This is a genomic window from Parvularcula sp. LCG005, assembly GCF_032930845.1.
Taxonomy (GTDB): Bacteria; Pseudomonadota; Alphaproteobacteria; order Caulobacterales; family Parvularculaceae; genus Parvularcula.
This window is the reverse complement of sequence record NZ_CP136758.1, coordinates 331,798-351,150: the sequence shown is the minus strand read 5'-3', so window position 1 is coordinate 351,150 and position 19,353 is coordinate 331,798. Positions and strand designations below refer to the sequence as shown.

Below are 19,353 nucleotides of genomic sequence, written 5' to 3'. Positions count from 1 at the left end.
CGGCGTAACGGCCCCATGACGACCACCGAAAAAGCCCCCGTTCCGACCCTTCGTCTCAGCCAATATACTGAAGGCGATGGCGATGCGCGCCGCGCCTTCTCTTCGGCCCTGTACGAGGCGCTCAAGGCGACCGGTTTTGTCATCATCACCGATCATGGCATCGACCTGGACCGCCTGCATGACAGCTACCGGACGGTCGAAGAGTTCTTTGCCCTGCCCGCGGTCGAGAAGACCCGATATATGGTCGGCAAGGACGGTCAGCGTGGCTACACCCCTTTTGGCCGGGAACATGCCAAGGGCAATCCTCACCCGGACCTGAAAGAATTCTGGCATGTCGGCCGCGACGAGATTGCGCCCAATGTCTGGCCCGTAGAGCCGGCCGCCTTTGAGGCCGAGGTCGCGTGGCTCTACCGGTCCCTGGATGACGCCGGCCTGACCCTGCTGGAAGCATTGACCCAGCCGCTTGAGCTCGAAGCGAACTATTTTGCCAAAATGGCCGAGGGCGGCAATTCGATCCTGCGCCTCCTTCACTATCCCCCCATTGCCGAGGGGGCAGACCCCCATTGCGTACGCGCCGCGGCCCATGAGGATATCAACCTCATCACCCTGCTGGTGGCCGCCTCCGCGTCCGGCCTCGAGTTGCTGGACCGCAACGGCAAATGGCAGGCCATTGATGCGCCACAGGATTCAATCATCGTCGATGCGGGCGATATGCTGGCGCGCATAACCAATGGGCATATCTCCGCCACGACCCACCGGGTCGTGAACCCCGACGGGCCCAACCAGTCGCGCTATTCCATGCCGTTCTTCCTGCACCCTCGGCCAGACGCAATACTGTCCTGCATGCCGCAATTCCGCGATGGGACGGAGGCCGAGGACATCACCGGCGCTGGCTTTTTGGCCGAACGTCTTGCGGAAATCGGCCTCAAATAGAGGCTGACGCTCCCACCAAGGTTAACGGCGCGTTAATTCCCCCTCGACTTTCGCCGGGCAAGAAGGCAACCTTGCCCTTGGAATTGGAGACAGGGACCGACGATATGCTGGGACGTTTACTTGCAATGGTTTTGGGGGTGGCGGGCGTCGTCGCTGGTTCCCAGGCACCAAATTTCACGACACATTACATGCAGAATCTGGAAGGGCGGATTGACGAGCTTGGCCGGATTGTCCGTTCCATCGACTCTGACCGTGAGTCCATCGGCTATACGCGCGAGATGGCCGCAGAAACCTGCGCCGGAACCAATGAGCCGCTGTTCAAGACCGACTGTGTCCGTAACGAGACGATCATTGCCCGTTTTGAAAAGCTGGTGGCCTCGCAAATGGCGCTGCGCAATGCCAGCGACCTGATGCGGCCCATCGTTCTGGCGCGTACCCATGACGTGGAAATCGCCGAGAATACAGCTAAAGAATTCGAGATTGCCGTGCCCGTGACGCCAGACGCTGCTGCCTATGGCGGCGGGCTTGGCGCTGGCCTCTGGGCCATTTTCCGGGTCATATTCGGGATCCTCGGTGCGCCATTCCGCCGCCGTTACGCCTGAGCCGACAGAAGATCACAGATTTGAAAGGGCGCGGGTTTCTCCCGCGCCTTTTTTGTTAGTCCGTCCTGTCCGCCAGCAACTCATCCACCGTACACGGCAGGACATATTCACTGGCAAGAATAGCAGCGGTGACATCGAACACAGTCTGCGCCTCCCACACTTGACCATTGAGCCCCGTCACGGGCACCGCCGTCGTTGCGTCAAGCGGCAGGTCGATCGTGTAGCCGAGCGCCCTTCCCGCCCTGACGGTGGCATCGATGGAATTGTGGATCACAACGCCGGTCAGGATAAAACGATTGACGCCGAGCGCCTTCAGTTCTCGGTCCAGTTCGGTCCCAATGAACGCGCAGTTCTGCGTTTTTACGATGATGGTCTCGCCCCCGATGGGTGCCACTTCAGCCTTGATGCCGTTCCATGGTCCGCTCGCCGCGTAGGTGGACGCGGGGTTCGCCTCGTCGTGCTTCACATGCAGGACAGGCCAGTCCATCTGTCGCCAATGGCTCAGCAGACGGACGATATTCTCAAGGTAATCAGGGTTGTTCTTGGCCGCCCAAACCGGCTGGTCGATGGCATCCTGCACATCCAGGATAACAAGGGGGCGCGGCATGCTTTCGGTCATGACACGCCCCCTTGATCGTCACTCAGCCGCCATGGACGCATCCACTGGCGCGGTCCACTTCAGCACCGGCTTGCGGGCAGCAGCGGTTTCATCAAGGCGACGACGCGGCGCATAAACCGGTGCGGCCTTGAATTTCTCCGCATTGCCCGCTTTCGCTTCGCGGGCGAGGCCCAGAAGCGCGTCGCAGAATTGATCGATCGACTGTTTGGATTCCGTTTCCGTCGGCTCGATCAGCATGGCGCCCGACACGACCAGTGGGAAATACATGGTCATCGGGTGGAAGCCCTCGTCGATCATGGCTTTTGCAAAATCGAGCGTCCCAACGCCCGTGTCCTTCAGGAAACGATCATCGAACAGCGCCTCGTGCATGCAGGTGCCGTCGAACGCCGGAGTCATCTCCGTCTTCAGGCGCGCCTGGATGTAATTGGCATTCAGGACTGCATCTTCGGCTGCCTGTCGCAGGCCGTCACCACCATGGCTGAGCATATAGGTCAGGGCCCGGACGAACATGCCCATCTGGCCGTGAAAGGCGACCATGCGGCCAAAGCTGTCCTTGGCCGCCGGGTCGGATTTATCCTCGACCAGCGTGAACCGGCCCTCCCGATGAATGACGAACGGGATGGGCGCGTAGGGTGCGAGCGCATCAGACAGCACCGTTGGACCAGAACCCGGACCACCGCCGCCATGGGGGGTGGAGAACGTCTTGTGCAGATTGATGTGCATGGCATCAACACCAAGATCGCCGGGGCGCGCCTTGGCCATGATGGCGTTGAAGTTCGCACCGTCACAATAGAAATAGCCGCCCGCCTCATGCACAAGATCCGCCAGCTGACGAATATCCCGTTCAAACAGACCACAGGTGTTCGGATTGGTCACCATGATTGCGGCGACATCAGGACCAAGCTTGGCCTTGAACGCTTCAAGATCGACGCGGCCTGTCTTGTCTGCCGGAATGCCATCAACGGTGAAACCGCATTGGGCCGCGGTCGCGGGGTTTGTGCCGTGTGCAGAGTCGGGCGCAAGGACGCGGGTCCGTGTATCGGCTTCACCGCGGGCGATCAGCGCCGCCTTGATGGCCATCATGCCGCACAGTTCCCCATGGGCACCGGCCTTCGGCGACATGGCAACCGCAGGCATGCCGGTCAGTTCCTTCAGCCAGTCGCCGACCCGCTCGATGACGTCGATGGCGCCCTGGACGGTGGATTGCGGCTGCAGCGGGTGCACATCGGCAAAGCCCGGCAGGCGCGCCATCTTTTCGTTCAGACGCGGGTTATGCTTCATGGTGCAGGAGCCGAGCGGGAACAGGCCGGTGTCGATGGCATAGTTCTTCTGGCTCAGCCGCACGAAATGACGCATCGCCTCTGGCTCAGCCAGGCCAGGCAAAGCCGGTGCGTCGTCCGCCGCAAAATCGCCAAGGCGCGATGGCACGCCTTCGGCCTCTGGAAAATCGACGCCGGTGCCGCGGAAGTCGCCCACCTCAAAGATCAGCGGCTCTTCAATCTGCAGCGCTCTGTTGCCCGTATGGGTCTGGGGCAGCACATCGGCCGTCTGTTCGGGGCGGGTCGGACGACCCTGGTTGTTCATGGTCATGAGGACAGCTCCCCTTTCAGAGCCACAGCAAAGGCAGCAATATCCGCGTCGGTGGTGACTTCCGTCGCAGCGACAATCAGCAGATTTTCCGTATCGGCATTATCCGGCCAGAGACGACTACCCGGCACACCGGCGATAATGCCTTTATGAGCAAGATTTTCGACGACCGTCGCGGCGTTCTTCGGCAGGCGCACCGTGAATTCATTGAAGAAACTGGTGTTCAGCACTTCAACCCCGTCAATCTCTGCCAGCGCGTCAGCCGTCTTGCAGGCCGCCTCATGGTTCAGGATTGCGAGCTGGCGCAGGCCCGTGCCGCCCAGCAGTGACATATGGACCGTGAAGGCCAGTGCACAGAGGCCGGAATTGGTGCAGATATTCGACGTCGCCTTGTCGCGGCGAATATGCTGCTCCCGCGTGGACAGGGTCAGCACATAGCCGCGCTGGCCATCCGCATCGACCGTCTCGCCACACAGGCGGCCAGGCATATGCCGGACGAGTTTTTCGCGCGCAGCGAAGAGACCGACATAGGGCCCGCCAAAGTTCAGCGCGTTGCCGATCGACTGTCCCTCAGCCACCACAATGTCGGCGCCTTGGGCGCCCGGTGATTTGAGCAGACCAAGGCTGACCGCCTCGGTGACCACGGCCACCAGCAGCGCACCATGGGCATGGGCTTTCTCTGCCAAGGCGGAGAGATCACGGATATTACCGAAGACGTCAGGGGACTGAACGATGATACAGGACGTGTCATCATCGATCATGTCAGCGATAGACCCCTGCCCTTCCGGGTGGGTTGGGGCTTCAAGCACCGTGTCGCCGATCAGCTCTGAATTGGTGTGGATCACCTGCGCATAGTGCGGGTGCAGACCACCGGAGCAGATGACTTTATTGCGCTTGGTCACCCGGCGCGCCATCAGCGCCGCTTCGGCCGCCGCGGTGGAACCGTCATACATGGACGCGTTGGCGATGTCCATGCCGGTCAGGGTGGCGACCTGGCTCTGGAATTCAAACAGGTATTGCAGCGTGCCTTGGGCGATTTCCGGCTGGTACGGCGTATAGGCCGTCAGGAATTCAGACCGCTGAATGATGTGGTCCACCGTGGCAGGCACATGGTGCTTGTACGCGCCGCATCCGGCAAAGAAGGGGCCGGCCCCAGCGGCACGGTTACGCGCGGCGAGACCCGCCATGATGCGCTCAACTTCCATCTCCCCCTTGTGATCAGGCAGATCGAGACTGGGGTTCAGAGCATCGACGGGCACATCGGTGAACAGGTCGTCAATGGCGTCAACGCCAATGACACCGCGCATCTGCGCGCGTTCATCATCATTCAGGGGAAGATATCTCATTCGTCCTTACACACTTCCATCATTGAACCGCTTGGCGAAGACCATGACTTCGTCACGGAAAGCTTTAAATTCGAGGGCATTGCCCGACGGGTCACGCAGAAACATGGTCGCCTGCTCACCCGGTTGATCCTTGAACCGCACATAGGGTTCGATAATGAAGTCCGCGCCAAGGCCGGTGAGCCGATCGCGCAAGACCTCCCAGTCCGCCCATTCCAGGATAAGCCCGAAATGGGGAACGGGAACGGACTTTCCGTCCACCGGATTGTGGTGATCTTCCGGCCCTTCGCTCTCCGCCAGATGGGCGACGATCTGATGGCCATGAAGATCAAAATCGATCCAGTGACTGTTTGAACGCCCCTCAGGGCAGCCGAGCCATTCGCCATAGAATTCCCGTGCTGCCTCAAGGCTGTGCACGGGAAAGGCGAGATGAAATCTCGGTCGGTCAGCCATGATCGGCAAAGTCCTTATACGCCGCTTCGTCCATCAGACCGTCAAGCTCTGACAGGTCGGAAGGCTTGATCTTCACGAACCAGGCGTCGCCTGCAGGGTCCTCGTTCACCTTTTCTGGGGAATCCACGATGTCGCCATTCACAGCGACAATCTCACCCGAGATCGGGGCGTAGACGTCCGAGGCCGCCTTGACGCTTTCCACCACGGCCATGTCGTCATGGGCGGCAAAAGTCTTGCCGACGTCGGGCAGCTCGACAAACACCACATCACCCAGCTGTTCAGCGGCGTGAGGCGTAATGCCGATAATGGCGACGTCCCCGTCCATGCGCACCCATTCGTGGTCTTTGGTAAATTTGGTAGACATGCTCTCGTTCCTTAGGCTGATTTCTTGCCGCGGTAATAACGCTGCGGGACAAAGGGAAGCTCGACCACGGTGGCGGGCTGCGCCTTGCCGCGGATGAGAAGCTCGATTTGCGTACCTGGGGCGGCGTGGGTGGCCGCAACATACCCCATGGCCAAGGGGCCATCATAGGTGGGGCCAAACCCGCCAGACGTCACAACACCAATGGGATGGCCGTCTGTCGACTGGATCGGCACGCCCTCGCGCGCGGGTGCCCGACCGTCAGGCTTGATCCCGACACGGACCTTATGGGCGCCCTCAGCAAGTTCGCGGGCAATGCGGTCGTAACCCGGGAAGCCTCCCTCTTCGCGGCGGCGCTTGCCCATAGCGAACTGAATGGACGCTTCCACAGGGCTTTCCGCCCCCGACATATCATGACCGTAAAGGCAGAGGCCGGCCTCAAGCCGCAGGGAGTCCCGCGCACCAAGGCCGATCGGCTCGACCGCATCAAACTCGAGAAGGCGCCGGGCGACCCCTTCGGCCTCTTCGGCCGGGACCGAAAGCTCGAACCCGTCTTCACCGGTATAGCCGCAGCGGGACAGGATGATGGGCAGGCCGTCAAAATGCGCGTCCATCATCGACATGAAGGGCATGTCCGCTGCCTCAGGGATGATCTCCGACAGCACAGCCGCCGCCTCAGGTCCCTGCAGCGCGAGCAGCGCACGGTCCTCAAGGACCACCAACTCACCATCAGTCAGCTTTTCGCGCATCAGGGCGAAGTCCTGATCTTTCACGGCCGCGTTGACGACGATGAACAGGCGACCCTGGTCCTCGTCCGCAGCAGGACGCGTGATCATCAGATCGTCGAGAATACCCCCCTCATCGCTGAGCAGGACTGTGTAGCGGATGCGGCCACGACCCAGCTTTCGAATCTCGCCGGGGACCCGCGTCTCGATCAGGTCAGCGACCATGACATGCGCGGTGTCCGTGCCTGTGCCGTGAATTGAGGTGAGCCAGCCCTGCCCCATATGGCTGACATCGAAAAGCCCGGCCCGGGCACGTGTGTGCAGATGTTCTGCTTTCACTCCGGCCGGATATTGCACGGGCATTTCGTAGCCGGCGAAGGGCACCATTTTGCCGCCCAGTTCGCGATGCAGTGCATCCAGTGGTAATTTTTTCAGTTCAGACATCCCAAGCATACCCCGAAGAATAAAGACGCGGTCACCGCATCCAAAGACCCCGGCTGTCATGGGAACCTGAGAGATTGACGGGCGGACCCGCTTGCTCCTTCGGTAGGACCTGCTGATCCTTTTCCAGCCTTTGGTTCTGCCGGGCGGTCCATGGTGCCTGAGCGTTTCCGGGGTGGTTGCGCCTTCGGCCCCGGTAGATGCTTTGGCTGATGTAGACCATCACCTTTTGCAGCCCACCGGCGTCTCCCGCCAGGAAGACGTGCGGCCGGAGAACCGACCGCGACTTGGGCCGAAGAATACGGCCTCCGGCTTGCCAGTCAATCGGCTGACGCCTATTGCCGGGCATATGACTGAAAAACTCGATGACATTCTCGCCGTGCTGCTCAACCGCGCCACGGCAGCCGGGGCGGATGCCGCCGATGCGCTTATCTATCGCAGCGTCAGTGACAGTGTTTCTGTCCGTCTGGGCGAGGTCGAAGATATCGAGCGGTCCGAAAGCCGCGACCTGGGACTGCGAGTCCTGATCGGCCAGCGTCAGGCCAGCGTCTCGACCACCGACTTTTCGGACAATGCCCTGAACGAGCTGGTTGAGCGCGCCGTGGCCATGGCACGCCTTGCGCCGGCCGACCCCTATTGCGGCCTCGCGGATCCAAGCCTGTTGGCGGAAGGGCCGTTCGAGGACCTCGACATGTTCGACGGCGAGGAACCGCCTGCGGATGTCCTCAAACAGCGCGCCCTCGACTGCGAAGCGGCGGCACTGGGCGTTGACGGCGTGACGACCTCCTCAGGCGCTGGCGCATCGGTGGGCTACGGCCAGAGCTGGTTCGCCACCTCCCACGGCTTCTCCGGCAGCTCGACCGGCGGCAGTCACAGCCTTTCGGTCTCCGTCATTGCCGGTGAAGGCACCGGCATGGAACGCGACTACGACTATGGCAGCGCGACCCATCTGAGTGACATGCGCGCGCCTGACGAAATTGGCCGCTGCGCTGGCGAGCGGGCAGTCAAGCGCCTGAAACCCCGCAAACTGGAAAGCCAGAAAGCGCCGGTCATTTTTGACAAGCGTCTGGCCCGGTCACTGCTGTCGCCACTCTCCGGAGCGGTCAATGGCGGCGCCATTGCGCGGGGCACCAGCTTCCTGAAGGACCGAATGGGCCAGCAGCTTTTCCCTGCTCATATGACGATTACGGATGATCCCTTCATCAAGCGGGGCTTTGGCTCTCGCAATTTTGATGGTGAAGGCATCCGGCCGGCACCGTTGCACGTTATTCAGGACGGTGTGCTGACGACGTGGATCCTCAACAGCTCACAGGGACGACAGCTGGGCCTGCCATCCAATGGCCGGGCCAAACGCGGCACCGGTGGCCCGCCCGGTTCCGGCACGTTCAACTTCGACCTTGGCCCCGGCGAGATGAGCCCGGAAGAACTGTACAGAGATACGGGCAAAGGCCTTCTCGTGACGGATATGTTCGGCCCGCAGATCAATCCGAACACCGGTGACTATTCAGTCGGGTGTTCGGGCTTCTGGATCTCTGGCGGCGTTGTTGGTGAGCCAGTGTCCGAAATCACGATTGCCGGCAATCTGCTCGAGATGTGGCTGCACCTCACCGCCGCCAATGATTTCGAGCGCAAGGGCTCCACCAACGCCCCCTCCCTGCGCATCGAACAGATGACCATTGCTGGAAGCTGAGGGCGGTGTCTGATCCATCGCCTTCGCTGGCCGACGACCACGCCCTGCTCTGCAAGGCGGTCCGGTCGGCCGGGGCAGCGGTGGTCAAACGGTTCAAGACCCGTGGCCTGAAAAGCTGGCACAAACAGGATCGCTCTCCTGTCACCGAGGCAGATCTCGAAGCCAATGCCATTCTTGAAGAGATGCTGCGCGCAGGCGCGCGCGCCGATTATGGCTGGCTGTCCGAAGAAAGTGCCGATGATCTACAGCGGCTGACGGCCCGACGGGTGTGGATTGTCGACCCTATCGATGGCACCCGTGCATTTCTTGAAGGGCGTCCCGAATTTGCCGTCTGCGTGGCGCTGGTCGAAGGCACCAAAGCCGTCGCCTCCGCCATCTATAATCCCATCACGGACGAATTCTTCGAAGCCACGCTGGGCGGCGGTGCCTTCTGTAACAGTGCCCCCATCAGGGCCAGTGCCTGTGACGCGGTAGAGCAGTGCCGGATGCTGGGCTGGAAACACCTCTTCGCCCATCCGCAATGGCTGCAGCCCTGGCCGGCCATGCAGGTCGGCTATCGCAACTCCACCAGCTACCGAATGGCCCTGGTCGCCAAGGGTGAATATGATGCGGCCCTGGCCCTGCTGCGCAAGGCGGACTGGGATGTCGCGCCGGGGGCGCTGATCGCGTCTGAGGCAGGCGCCATTGCGTCAGACCACAAGGGGAAGGAATTTCGCTTCAATGGCGTGGAACCGGTACAGCGCGCTCTTGTGTGCGCCGCACCGGGCCTTTATTCCCAACTCGTTTCACGCCTCAACCATCTGCCGGCCGATTTGCGGGAAGTCACGCTGTCGGCTTAAAAATCAGTACTGACTCGAAAGACGGATTTTATGACAGACAAAAACAAGCAGCTTCTTCACCTCGTCTTTGGTGGCGAGCTGACCAGCCCTTCCAAGGCAGAGTTCAAGGACCTGAACAATGTCGATATTGTCGGGGTGTTTCCCAACTATGCAGAGGCGGAGGCCGCCTGGCGCTCAAAAGCGCAGGCAACCGTGGACAGCGCCCATACGCGCTATTTCATTGTGCATCTGCATCGCCTGCTCGACCCCGATGGGGACGGCCTTCTTGGCTGACCAAACTGTCCTGGCCGTCAGACCGGGACAGGCTGCCATCCCTTGCGCTGCCCTTTATGGCCTCGTCCAAGCACGAATGTCAGGAGGAGGGCAAAGGGAAGCACGACCGCCGCGGCAATAAAGGTCACGCCCAGAAGAAGGATCCCGGTCACAAGACCAATGAGGGAAACCACTGAGCGAAGAGCAGGCGGGATCTCAAATCCCGCAAGCACGATCTCTGAAGTCGTCGTCGTCATGGGCATAGCAGAGCAAAGACTGCGCCTTCTGCATAGTGACAAAGCGTATCAGTTCCTGCCTGTGAGCGGTAACGCACCGAAAATGGTGCCTTACCGCCACATATCGCAACAATCGGCTAAAGCTGATTCAGGACGTAGTCCGCGCTCGATACCTCAAACGTACCTGGCTCTTCGACATTCAGGGCTTTCACCACATTGTCTTCAACGATCATGGCATAGCGGCGTGACCGCAGCCCCATGCCGAAGCCGCTTGAATCCATGTCGAGACCGAGAGCCTGCGCAAATTCGCCGTTCCCGTCCGCGATCATGTCAATCTGTCCGGTCGCATTGGCACTCTCGCCCCAGGCGCCCATGACAAAACCATCATTGACCGAAATACAGGCCACCTGATCGACGCCCTTCGCGGTAAAATCGTCCCTGCGCTCGACAAAGCCTGGCAGATGGCGCGCAGAGCAGGTCGGCGTGAAGGCACCGGGCACGGCAAACAGGACCGTCGTGCGGTTGGCAAAATATGATGCGGTTTCAAGCGGTTCGGGCCCATCGGGCGTCGCTTTCATCAACGTCATCTGGGGTAGGCTGTCGCCAATTTTGATCATGATCATCACTTTCTGAGGGTGTCACCTGATGCTTTAGGCGTCTTTTCTGAAATCGCCAGCCGGCGTTTGAGCACGCTCATTTCTTGGCGCCATAGTTGCCAGCGGCAGACAGTCTCCTACTTCACTGATATGACGCTTCGCTTTTCAAATTCAGCCGCCACCGCTGCGGACAGCTCAAAGTCCGGCCTCTCTGGCCGATTGCTGATTTCGCTGCCGGGACTGGTCGACCCTCCCTTCGATCAGGCGGTTGTATTGGTGTGTACCCACGATACCGAGCACGCGTTCGGCGTGATCGTGAACAAGCCAATCGACGGCGTCGTGGCGCAGGATGCCGTCAAGAATGCCGATTTTGGTCCTTCGGTTGACGGCCGGTCCGTGCCGATCTTCCTTGGCGGCCCGTGCGATCAGGGGCATGGATTCGTGCTGCATACGGATGAATACCACCATGCCACGACATTCGTGATTGCCGGCAATATGGGTCTGACCGCGAACCGGGATGCGCTCGAGCATCTCGACGAAGCGCGCCACGCCCTGTCCCATACAAAGTTGATCGCCGGTCACGCCGGATGGTCAGCCGGCCAGCTCGACGATGAGCTTCGCCGTAATTTATGGCTCGATCTGCCGGCTAGTCACGATCTGATCTTTGAAACGTCGGCCAAGGACATGTGGTCAGCTGCCCTGGCGCAGATCGGCCTTAGCCCGTCGAACCTGGCCGCGCTGGCATCAGACGGAAATGCTGGCACAAGGCCTCTTTCCTGACGCTGCGCGGATCAGCCTCCTGAGACACAGACCCTAGCGCAGATTGCCGACGCCGCCTTGGCCCGACCCCGTTCCGCCGGCGGCAGCCTGCCCCCCGCCGAGCGGCGCGGCGGCCCCAAACAGGAACCCTTGGCCGAAATCGCAGCCCATGGACGCCAGCAGCTGTGCCGTTTCTTCGTCTTCGATCCCCTCGGCCACGACGGGCGCGCCCGATTTGCGGGCCGTCGTCAGGATGGCCGCGAGGAACGACTTTTTCTTTTTCTGCTTGCCGATATTCTCGATGATCGACTTGTCGGTCTTGATGATGTCGAAATGGAATTTCTGCAGACGGCTGAGGGTCGAGAAGCCGATCCCGAAATCATCAATGGCGAGGCTCGCCCCAGCGCCACGGACGGCCTTGGCGGCCGCGAGCGCCTTGGAATGGGACGACTGAATGCGGCCCTCGGTCAGTTCAACGACCAGCGCGCCCGGTGGCAGGCTATGCTGCTTCACGGCCTGATCGATCAGGTCCGACAACCCATCTTTGGGCAGATCGGAGGCCGCCACATTCACGGTCACAAATTGCCCCTGCCCTGGCTCTTCTGCGATCCAGGCGCCCAGTGCCGCCGCGGCATGGGCGATGATCATGTCAGCCAGCGCCAGTCCCTCTCCCGCCTCGACGATATCGTCGACGAAGCTTGAGGCGTCGACAATCGTACCATCCTGCTGGCGCCAGCGGGCCAGCGCCTCAAAGCCGACGGTCTTGCGATCACTCAGGCGAACGATCGGCTGAAAATGCGCCTCGATTTCACCGCGCTGAAGGGCGGCCACGGCACCGGTCGGGGCCGGTCCCGCTGTTAGCGGGGGAGGCTCAGTCCGCGACGCTGCTGCCGCCAGCGACGGTTTGGCCGTCAACGGCGCGGCTGGCCGCGGCGCCGCGACCGGTGCCGCGCGCAGCAGTTCAGCCCGTGCCGCAATGCGCACCATGATGCCGTCGTGATCCACCTGACGACGACCCTCAAGCTGCACCACATCACCGGAACGGGTGGTCAGCATGACATCGAACCGGCCCGTGGACGGCTCAGGCCCGCCAAGGATCTGCTCGTCAAATTCATCGAGGCTATCGGCGTCAATGGCGTCCCGCAGGACTTCGGGGGCCGCAAGGCGGCCGTCGCCAATCTGGAAGAGTTTGGCAAAGCTGGGGCCCATGCGCACTTCCTGGTCGGCAAGCACGTCCCAGACATATTCATCATCACCCATCCGATGGGTCAGGCCCTGGTCACCACCGCGACCCCACTGGGCCGAAACGGGCTCTGAATATTGATCGTCGGCGAAGCCAGCCGCCGCCGGCGGCGCTGCATAGGGTTGTGGTTCAGGCGCTGCGGGCCGCGCCTTGAAGGGGGCATAATCATGCCGCGGCCGCGAGGGTGGCGGCTCGGCTGGCTCCGGCTCTGGCTCTGGCGCTACAAAGGCCGGCGGCTCGTCGTAATGATCAAATGCAGGCTCGTCATCGTCAATTTCTTCGATCACCGGCTGGCGGCTGCGGGTCAGGGGTTCGGGCGCGACATCGACCCGGTTCCGACGCTGCGGCGCCGGGGTATCGTCATGGTGCACCTCCTCGAACATCGAGACCGCGGCGGCACCTGCGCCGGCCGCACCAGCAGCCGGTGAAACAGTCATGTTCACCACAGGCCGATGACCACGTTGATGCATGGCGACGACGATCTGCGCCGCGACAGCCGCGTAAAAAGCGCCAAGGGCCAGCGCGACCGTGGGCCCAACACTCATCCACCAGGTCAGATCACCGGCTTGGGACGCCACATAGGCCATCCCGCCCCCGCCCAGAAGCTGCAGGACGAGGCCGGGCGACACGATGATTGATGCGCGATCGCCCCGGACAAATTCGATAATGATAAAAAGGAGCGTCATGCCGCCCGTCACCATCAGGGACAGCCGCGCCATCGGCCAGCCATCAATGACGTTGAGCGCGCTGGCCCCGCCCACCACGAGCATGGCGGCAATGGCCATCAGGACAATCCCGCCAACGAAGGGGTTTTCCCGCGCCACGCGCAATGTCGCCGTGACGAACAGAAGCACGCCGCAGGCGTAGAGGCAGACGATCAGGGTCTGGGTCCCGGTCGGGACAAAATCGAGACGGTCGAAAACGATCGACAGCAGCAGGCCGGTCAGGGACACAAAAGAAAAGCTGACAGCCGCCATGGCCGACCGGCGCAACAAAGCGATGATGATCAGGATACCGGCCACGATGGCCAAACCGCCCAGCACAGCCCCCTCGGTCAGCATCAGCTCCCGCGGCGCATAAGTCGCAAGACGACCCAGCTTGTCGGCATAGGCGTCAATTCCGAAGGTTGGCAGATTGCCCTGCATGCGCGTCACCCTACTCCCACTAGCCGGCCCATGGACCGCCACTAACGATTGTGACGAACCTGAGGGCCCGGCACAAGGTCATTGCCCGCCACTACCATGCACAGATTGTGCGACCCGGCCGTAAAGAATGTGATCTTTTCTCACTTTGTTGATCTCAAGGAAGCTGCGCAACGTGCCTTCCTCCTGAAATCCGTTTTTTTCGAGCACCCGGCGGGACGCAATATTGTCCGGCAGGCAATGGGCATCGAGGCGCGCCAGCTGCAACTGCTTGAAGACAAAGGAGACAGCCGCGGCGACGGACTGGGTGGCGATGCCCTGACCCCAGCTTTCGCGCTCCACCCAATATCCAAGCGTTCCCGACTGCGCGGCGCCGTAGTGGATGGGCGCGATCCGCAGGACGCCGAGGAAGCGGTCATCTTCCGTCGCCACGATATGGAACGCAAAGCCGCGCGACTGTTCGCGTTCTGCATCATAAACTCGCAGGCGACGGCGATAGCTGGCGAGGCTGAGATGATCGTCCGGCCAAGTGGGCTGGCGCGGGGCCAGCACATCCCTGTCCCGCGTCATGACAGCCTGCCAGGCTTCAAAATCCGTCTTCAACGGCGGACGCAGAGTGACCGCGCCGTTCACGAGGGTGATCCCGGCAGGTCCCCATCCCGACATGGATGAGAGCCACCGCGCCATCAGTTCTCGAAGGCCTTGCGGATATAATCGGTCACCGCCGCATAATCGTTGGGCAGGACGGTCATCACTTCATCTCGGGCATAAAGATCACGGCAGCGGGCCGGCAGGTCTGGCCGGACCCCCGTGGCACTTTCGACCGCGTCGGGGAATTTTGCCGCATGGGCTGTCGACAGCGTCACCAGCGTTCCTTTCAGACCATTGGCCCGCGCGCCATCGGCGGCCACAAGGCCGACAGCCGTATGCGGATCGATCAACTGACCCGTTTCCCGCCAGATCTGCGCGATCTTGGCGGCCGTCGCCTCCTCGCTGGCGCGATAGGAGCTGAAGTCCGGCGCAATCGCCGCGCGCAGGTTCTGAGGCAGGACAAACCCGCCCTCTTTCAGCGATCCCATCAGTTCCCTGACGAGTTCAGCGTCGCGGCCGCAGGCAATATAGAGAAGCCGCTCAAAATTGCTGGACACCTGAATGTCCATGGAGGGCGACTGCGTTGCGATAACGCCATCGGGCTTGTAGGCGCCCTGGCGCATGGCGCGGTTGAGTATGTCGTTCTCATTCGTCGCCACCACAAGGTGACCCACCGGCGCGCCCATCTGCTTGGCGACAAAGCCGGCGAAAATGTCCCCGAAATTGCCGGTCGGCACACAGAAGTGCACAGGCTCACCGTCACGACTGAGCGTCAGCGACGTCGACACATAGTAGACGATCTGCGCAACGATCCGTGCCCAGTTGATCGAGTTGACCGCACCAAGACTGACGGCGTCGCGGAAATCCACATCCGCAAACATCGCTTTGACCAGCGCCTGACAGTCGTCGAAATTGCCTTCAACGGCAATGTTCAGCACGTTGTCCGCCTCAACCGTCGTCATGAAGCGGCGCTGCACTTCGGAAATCCGGCCATTGGGATGCAGTACACAGATATTGACGCCTGGCCGGTTGGCCATGGCATCGATGGCCGCACCGCCCGTGTCACCTGACGTCGCCGCGACAATCGTCATCTGACGACCGCGGGCCTTCAGACGCGCAGCAAACAGGTGCCCGAGCAACTGCATCGCCACATCCTTGAACGCCAGTGTCGGGCCGTGATGCAGCTCCATCATGAAGTCGGCTGGCCCCGTCTGCAGCACGGGGGCGACGGCAGGATGCGCAAAGCGACCGTAGGCGGCGTCGATCATCTCGCCCAGTTCGGCGTCCGACACAGTGTCGTCGAGGAATGGCGAAATGACGGCGCGGGCGATCACCTGATAGGGCTGCCCCGCCAGGGATTTGAGCTCAGCCTTGCTCAGGGTGGGCCAGTGATCCGGCGCATAAAGGCCGCCATCTGGCGCAAGCCCCGTCAGCAGAACGTCATCAAACGACAGCTCAGGCGACTGCCCGCGCGTCGAACTGTAAGAAACCTGGGCGGCCATTATCCCCCGCTACACATCAAGAACCGATCCGCGGCGCGCGAGCCGATCAGGATCTTGTCCTTAAGCCGCACGCCCACTGTCGCGGCGGATAGCACATCTCCGGGGTCTTGGAAGACCGTTTCGGTCAGTCCGCTCTCTGCCACCCGCATAATCTGCGATGGCGCCTGGTCTTTCAGCCCTTCACCATAGGCGGTGAACGACAGCGGCTGCGGGATCGAGCCGACGAGAACGTGATTATCCGTGTCGATCGAGACGCTGTCAGGGAACGTGTCGAGCGGCACGTAACGCGATGCGGTCAGGACGTCCGTTTCCGGATCACGCTCATATCGGACAAGCCGCTTGGCCCGCATCTCGGCCAGATACAGCGTCTTGCCATCGTCTGACAGCGCCAAGCCGTTCGGGAATGCCAGGCCATCGGCCACGTCGGACCAGCTGGACCCATCATAGTGCAGGATCTGACCGGTCTTGAAGCCGAACATGAAATCGACCTTGCCACGCCAGCTTTCCCGTCCTGCCGCCGTATCATTGGTGACATAAAAACTGCGCGGGCCGGTGGCGACGACATCATTAGGACTGGTCAGACGCGGATCGGAAAAGCGCTCCCGAAGGACCAGGTCGCCGCTCGCGTCGATGTCGTAGAGCAGCACTTCAGGACCGGCGAGATTGACCGCAAACAGACGGTTCAGCGCCCGGCCATCGGGCAGCAGAGTGTGGTAGAGGTCAATGCCCATGGGATTGAGCAGCGCAGGCGCGCCATCGGTGCGGTCGCGCCAGGAGGAATCGTCCAGCGGATTATCCGTGTCAAACCGCAGCAGCATGCCGCGCGGCGCCTCACCCCGGCGATCCATGGTCGACAGAAAGGCAATACCCGTCCCGGGAAGCGGCGCAATGTCGATCGCGCCATAAATGCCGACCACAGGCGTACAGCGAAGCTTGCCCTTGGCCTCCACGACATCGAATTGACGGAAACTGAAACCGAGCCAGACGATCACGGCGATAGCGCCGATAGCGGTCAGGGCAATCAGGTACACAAACGGGGTCAGGAAACGCATTCAGGAGGAGCCCATAACTGACAGACCCACAACCAAGCCCATGGACGGTCAAAGGACAAGCCTTGACCGTCCCCGAACCACCACGCCAGACCAATTTCTTTTGAGGCTGGATCGCAATTCGGTCTTGCCCTTTCTAGCTCAATAGCCTATGCGCCGCGCCTTCCTAGAGTTTTACCCACGTCACCCGTGAGGCCCGATATGAAAAAGAACACGCATCCCGAATATCACTTCATCGAAGTCGTGATGACCGATGGGACGAAATTCACGACCCGCTCGACCCTTGGCGAGCCGGGCCAGACCCTGAACCTCGATATCGATCCGACGTCGCACCCTGCGTGGACCGGTGGCCCACAGCGCCTGACCGATAAAGGCCGCGTGTCCAAGTTCAACAGCAAGTTCGGCAATTTCGGCATCTGATCCTGACCTGTTCTTCGGGAACAGCCAAGCGGCCCCTCGCGGGCCGCTTTTTGCTGTGTCCGAGCCGTTTTCAGGTCAGTGCACGGACGAGGCTGATGACGGCGCGCTCAACATCGTCTGGCATGTCGATTTCCCCGGCCATCACCAGGGACGCGTAGCCGTGCACCAGTGACCACATCGCGTCACGCATCGCCGCTTCCTCCGCTTCATCGGACGGATATTGTCGCGCCACGGCAGCGGCGAGTACCCCATAGGCCTCGCCGCCACTGGCCTTCAGATCAGCGTCATTCGGGTTGAGCAGATCAGCGCGGAACATCACGCTGTAGAGGCCGGGATTGGCCAGCGCGAAGCGGACGTAAGCGATGCCGATCGCCGGCATGTCCACATCCCCCGAAATCGTCATCTCTTCTGTCAGCATGGCAAATCCCCGCGCCGCCAGCGCCGTGGTGAGGCCGCGCATGTCACCAAAATGATGGGACGGCGCGCCGTGACTGACCCCCGCCCGCAACGCACACTGACGAAGCGTCAGGCCTTCGACACCCTTTTCATCGAGAATGGCAATAGCAGCATTGATGATGGCGTTGCGCAGATCGCCATGATGATAGTTCTGAGACTTGGCCACAAATTGATAGATTCTCCTGATGAAAGGTGTTCTTGACAGTCAATCTAGACAATGTCTAGATAAGGCATCAAGGGAGAGTTTCCATGACGCCAGACGAATTGTTTCCGATCGTGAATGCCGTGCCGCTTGCCGGATGGGCTGCCCTCGTTTTCCTGCCGTTCTGGCGCGGCACCCAGTGGATTACGGCCATTATCCTGCCCCTCCTGCTCTCAACTGCCTACGTCCTCCTGCTCGTGCCTGGCCTTGTTCAGGCGGGCGGTATGGCAGGCGATTTCACCTCGCTCGAGGGCGTCAAAACCCTTCTGGCCAGCGATGGCGGCGCGCTCGTCGGCTGGATCCACTACCTCGCTTTCGACCTGTTCGTCGGTGCATGGGAAGCGCGTGATGCAAAACGAAACGGCGTGCCCCATCTTCTTCTCGTGCCCTGCCTGATCCTTACATTCATGCTTGGACCAACAGGCCTGCTCCTCTACTTTATCATCCGCACCGTGAGAAATCGCGGCTTGCGGTCCATTGACTGACTCACATGACAAAGACATTTTTTCTGGCCCGCTTCTGGCGGGGGCACCGGGCCCTGACCGTATTCGGCATTGCCCTGCTCTGTCTGGCAATCCCCAGTCTGGCCGCAAGCCTCGTTGATCATCGCCAATTGGCCGGCGTGTCTGTGTGGATCAAACCCATCAAGTTCATGCTCTCCACCGGCCTTTTCCTGCTGACGCTGGCCTACTTTGCTGCCGATCTGCCCGCCGGCCGACGCGGATGGCAGCTGGAGGCCTTGGCATGGACGGCGATCATCACCAGCCTTTTTGAAGTGGGCTATATCACCTGGCAAGGCGCCCATGGGCTTGAAAGCCATTTCAACGGGACGTCCCAGACCACCGCCAATCTGTATCGGGCCATGGGCGTGGCGGCTCTTCTGCTCACAGCCACGTCGTTCTGGCTGGGCTGCCTGATCGCCCGGCGGTCGGATCGTCTGAAAGGTCCCTATCGCCGCGCGATCGTCTTGGGCCTTATCATCACTGGCATCGCCGGTATCGGTTCGGGCGCGGCCATCGCTGCCAATCTGGGTCACTGGGTTGGGGATCCCGGATCAGATATTGTGGGTATTCCGCTTCTGGGCTGGTCCAGAGTGGTGGGGGATCTGCGACCCGGTCATTTTCTGGCGATCCACGCCATGCAGATCCTGCCCGTTTTTGGCGCTGCTGTAGAGCTGGCAGGTGCACAATCATTCTGGGCGCGGCGGATGGTGGATGTCTTTGCGCTGGCACTGGTTGCCGGTATCATCGGCCTTATTGTTCTGGGCTACAAAGGTTTGCCTCTATTCCCTTATTGAGTTCTCACGACGGCG

General features: G+C 61.2%; 22 protein-coding genes and 1 riboswitch. Of the genes, 9 read left to right on the top strand and 13 right to left on the bottom strand.

Annotated elements, in window-relative coordinates; translation table 11 throughout:
* Nucleotides 1-15: 15 nt before the first annotated feature.
* Nucleotides 16-933, top strand: coding sequence for an isopenicillin N synthase family dioxygenase (locus tag RUI03_RS01565; RefSeq protein WP_317288527.1), 918 nt, complete (start codon nucleotides 16-18; stop codon nucleotides 931-933).
* 104 nt (nucleotides 934-1,037) lie between these two features.
* Nucleotides 1,038-1,535 (top strand): DUF2937 family protein, encoded by a 498-nt coding sequence (locus RUI03_RS01560; RefSeq protein ID WP_317288526.1) that lies wholly within the window; start codon nucleotides 1,038-1,040, stop codon nucleotides 1,533-1,535.
* Nucleotides 1,536-1,590: 55 nt separating this feature from the next.
* Here RUI03_RS01560 and RUI03_RS01555 read toward each other — a convergent pair whose 3' ends face one another.
* The 6 genes from RUI03_RS01555 to gcvT are packed head-to-tail and all read right to left on the bottom strand — an operon-like array spanning nucleotide 1,591 to nucleotide 7,067.
* Complete coding sequence (locus RUI03_RS01555) at nucleotides 1,591-2,154, bottom strand: isochorismatase family protein (protein ID WP_317288525.1); 564 nt, start codon at nucleotides 2,152-2,154, stop codon at nucleotides 1,591-1,593.
* 18 nt (nucleotides 2,155-2,172) lie between these two features.
* On the bottom strand, nucleotides 2,173-3,744 hold the full coding sequence (gene gcvPB, locus RUI03_RS01550; RefSeq protein ID WP_317288524.1) for an aminomethyl-transferring glycine dehydrogenase subunit GcvPB: 1,572 nt from the start codon (nucleotides 3,742-3,744) through the stop codon (nucleotides 2,173-2,175).
* Nucleotides 3,741-5,087, bottom strand: coding sequence for an aminomethyl-transferring glycine dehydrogenase subunit GcvPA (gene gcvPA, locus RUI03_RS01545; protein WP_317288523.1), 1,347 nt, complete (start codon nucleotides 5,085-5,087; stop codon nucleotides 3,741-3,743). The genes gcvPB and gcvPA overlap by 4 nt, the downstream gene beginning before the upstream one ends.
* Nucleotides 5,088-5,093: 6 nt before the next feature.
* A complete protein-coding gene (locus RUI03_RS01540) occupies nucleotides 5,094-5,537 on the bottom strand; it encodes a VOC family protein (RefSeq protein WP_317288522.1) in 444 nt (147 codons plus the stop codon).
* Entirely contained in the window at nucleotides 5,530-5,901 is a 372-nt protein-coding gene (gcvH, locus tag RUI03_RS01535; RefSeq protein ID WP_317288521.1) for a glycine cleavage system protein GcvH, read from the bottom strand. The genes RUI03_RS01540 and gcvH overlap by 8 nt, the downstream gene beginning before the upstream one ends.
* A gap of 11 nt (nucleotides 5,902-5,912) precedes the next feature.
* Nucleotides 5,913-7,067, bottom strand: a complete 1,155-nt coding sequence (gcvT, locus tag RUI03_RS01530; protein ID WP_317288520.1) for a glycine cleavage system aminomethyltransferase GcvT — start codon at nucleotides 7,065-7,067, stop codon at nucleotides 5,913-5,915.
* A 134-nt stretch (nucleotides 7,068-7,201) separates the two neighbouring features.
* Nucleotides 7,202-7,326: riboswitch (glycine riboswitch) on the bottom strand.
* 87 nt (nucleotides 7,327-7,413) lie between these two features.
* On the opposite strand from gcvT, the gene RUI03_RS01525 reads away from it, so the two are divergent.
* The 3 genes from RUI03_RS01525 to RUI03_RS01515 are packed head-to-tail and all read left to right on the top strand — an operon-like array spanning nucleotide 7,414 to nucleotide 9,866.
* Nucleotides 7,414-8,754 carry a TldD/PmbA family protein gene (locus tag RUI03_RS01525; RefSeq protein ID WP_317288519.1) on the top strand — a complete coding sequence of 447 codons (1,341 nt, stop codon included), beginning with the start codon at nucleotides 7,414-7,416 and terminating at the stop codon, nucleotides 8,752-8,754.
* 5 nt (nucleotides 8,755-8,759) lie between these two features.
* Nucleotides 8,760-9,593, top strand: a complete 834-nt coding sequence (locus RUI03_RS01520; protein ID WP_317288518.1) for a 3'(2'),5'-bisphosphate nucleotidase CysQ — start codon at nucleotides 8,760-8,762, stop codon at nucleotides 9,591-9,593.
* 30 nt (nucleotides 9,594-9,623) lie between these two features.
* Nucleotides 9,624-9,866 carry a DUF4170 domain-containing protein gene (locus tag RUI03_RS01515; protein WP_317288517.1) on the top strand — a complete coding sequence of 81 codons (243 nt, stop codon included), beginning with the start codon at nucleotides 9,624-9,626 and terminating at the stop codon, nucleotides 9,864-9,866.
* A 17-nt stretch (nucleotides 9,867-9,883) separates the two neighbouring features.
* Here RUI03_RS01515 and RUI03_RS01510 read toward each other — a convergent pair whose 3' ends face one another.
* Both RUI03_RS01510 and RUI03_RS01505 read right to left on the bottom strand, forming a co-directional pair.
* On the bottom strand, nucleotides 9,884-10,102 hold the full coding sequence (locus RUI03_RS01510) for a hypothetical protein (protein ID WP_317288516.1): 219 nt from the start codon (nucleotides 10,100-10,102) through the stop codon (nucleotides 9,884-9,886).
* Nucleotides 10,103-10,218: 116 nt separating this feature from the next.
* Nucleotides 10,219-10,701, bottom strand: a complete 483-nt coding sequence (locus RUI03_RS01505) for a peroxiredoxin (RefSeq protein ID WP_410795977.1) — start codon at nucleotides 10,699-10,701, stop codon at nucleotides 10,219-10,221.
* Between the two features lie 126 nt (nucleotides 10,702-10,827).
* On the opposite strand from RUI03_RS01505, the gene RUI03_RS01500 reads away from it, so the two are divergent.
* Nucleotides 10,828-11,457: a YqgE/AlgH family protein gene (locus RUI03_RS01500; protein WP_317288514.1), complete on the top strand. Its 630-nt coding sequence runs from the start codon at nucleotides 10,828-10,830 to the stop codon at nucleotides 11,455-11,457.
* A gap of 33 nt (nucleotides 11,458-11,490) precedes the next feature.
* On the opposite strand, the gene RUI03_RS01495 is transcribed toward RUI03_RS01500, so the two are convergent.
* The 4 genes from RUI03_RS01495 to RUI03_RS01480 all read right to left on the bottom strand — a co-directional run bounded on the left by RUI03_RS01495 (nucleotide 11,491) and on the right by RUI03_RS01480 (nucleotide 16,966).
* Nucleotides 11,491-13,824 carry an EAL domain-containing protein gene (locus RUI03_RS01495; RefSeq protein WP_317288513.1) on the bottom strand — a complete coding sequence of 778 codons (2,334 nt, stop codon included), beginning with the start codon at nucleotides 13,822-13,824 and terminating at the stop codon, nucleotides 11,491-11,493.
* Between the two features lie 78 nt (nucleotides 13,825-13,902).
* Nucleotides 13,903-14,508, bottom strand: coding sequence for a GNAT family protein (locus RUI03_RS01490; RefSeq protein WP_317288512.1), 606 nt, complete (start codon nucleotides 14,506-14,508; stop codon nucleotides 13,903-13,905).
* Nucleotides 14,508-15,914 (bottom strand): threonine synthase, encoded by a 1,407-nt coding sequence (gene thrC, locus RUI03_RS01485; protein ID WP_317288511.1) that lies wholly within the window; start codon nucleotides 15,912-15,914, stop codon nucleotides 14,508-14,510. Before thrC ends, RUI03_RS01490 begins: the two co-directional genes overlap by 1 nt.
* On the bottom strand, nucleotides 15,914-16,966 hold the full coding sequence (locus RUI03_RS01480; RefSeq protein WP_317288510.1) for an SMP-30/gluconolactonase/LRE family protein: 1,053 nt from the start codon (nucleotides 16,964-16,966) through the stop codon (nucleotides 15,914-15,916). Before RUI03_RS01480 ends, thrC begins: the two co-directional genes overlap by 1 nt.
* A 198-nt stretch (nucleotides 16,967-17,164) precedes the next feature.
* Here RUI03_RS01480 and rpmE point away from each other — a divergent pair, with 198 nt between their 5' ends.
* Nucleotides 17,165-17,383: a 50S ribosomal protein L31 gene (rpmE, locus tag RUI03_RS01475; RefSeq protein WP_317288509.1), complete on the top strand. Its 219-nt coding sequence runs from the start codon at nucleotides 17,165-17,167 to the stop codon at nucleotides 17,381-17,383.
* A gap of 70 nt (nucleotides 17,384-17,453) precedes the next feature.
* Here rpmE and RUI03_RS01470 read toward each other — a convergent pair whose 3' ends face one another.
* Nucleotides 17,454-18,005: a TetR/AcrR family transcriptional regulator gene (locus tag RUI03_RS01470; RefSeq protein ID WP_317288508.1), complete on the bottom strand. Its 552-nt coding sequence runs from the start codon at nucleotides 18,003-18,005 to the stop codon at nucleotides 17,454-17,456.
* Nucleotides 18,006-18,088: 83 nt separating this feature from the next.
* On the opposite strand from RUI03_RS01470, the gene RUI03_RS01465 reads away from it, so the two are divergent.
* Both RUI03_RS01465 and RUI03_RS01460 read left to right on the top strand, forming a co-directional pair.
* Nucleotides 18,089-18,526: an ABA4-like family protein gene (locus tag RUI03_RS01465; RefSeq protein WP_317288507.1), complete on the top strand. Its 438-nt coding sequence runs from the start codon at nucleotides 18,089-18,091 to the stop codon at nucleotides 18,524-18,526.
* 5 nt (nucleotides 18,527-18,531) lie between these two features.
* Nucleotides 18,532-19,338 (top strand): hypothetical protein, encoded by an 807-nt coding sequence (locus RUI03_RS01460; protein ID WP_317288506.1) that lies wholly within the window; start codon nucleotides 18,532-18,534, stop codon nucleotides 19,336-19,338.
* Nucleotides 19,339-19,353 lie beyond the last annotated feature (15 nt).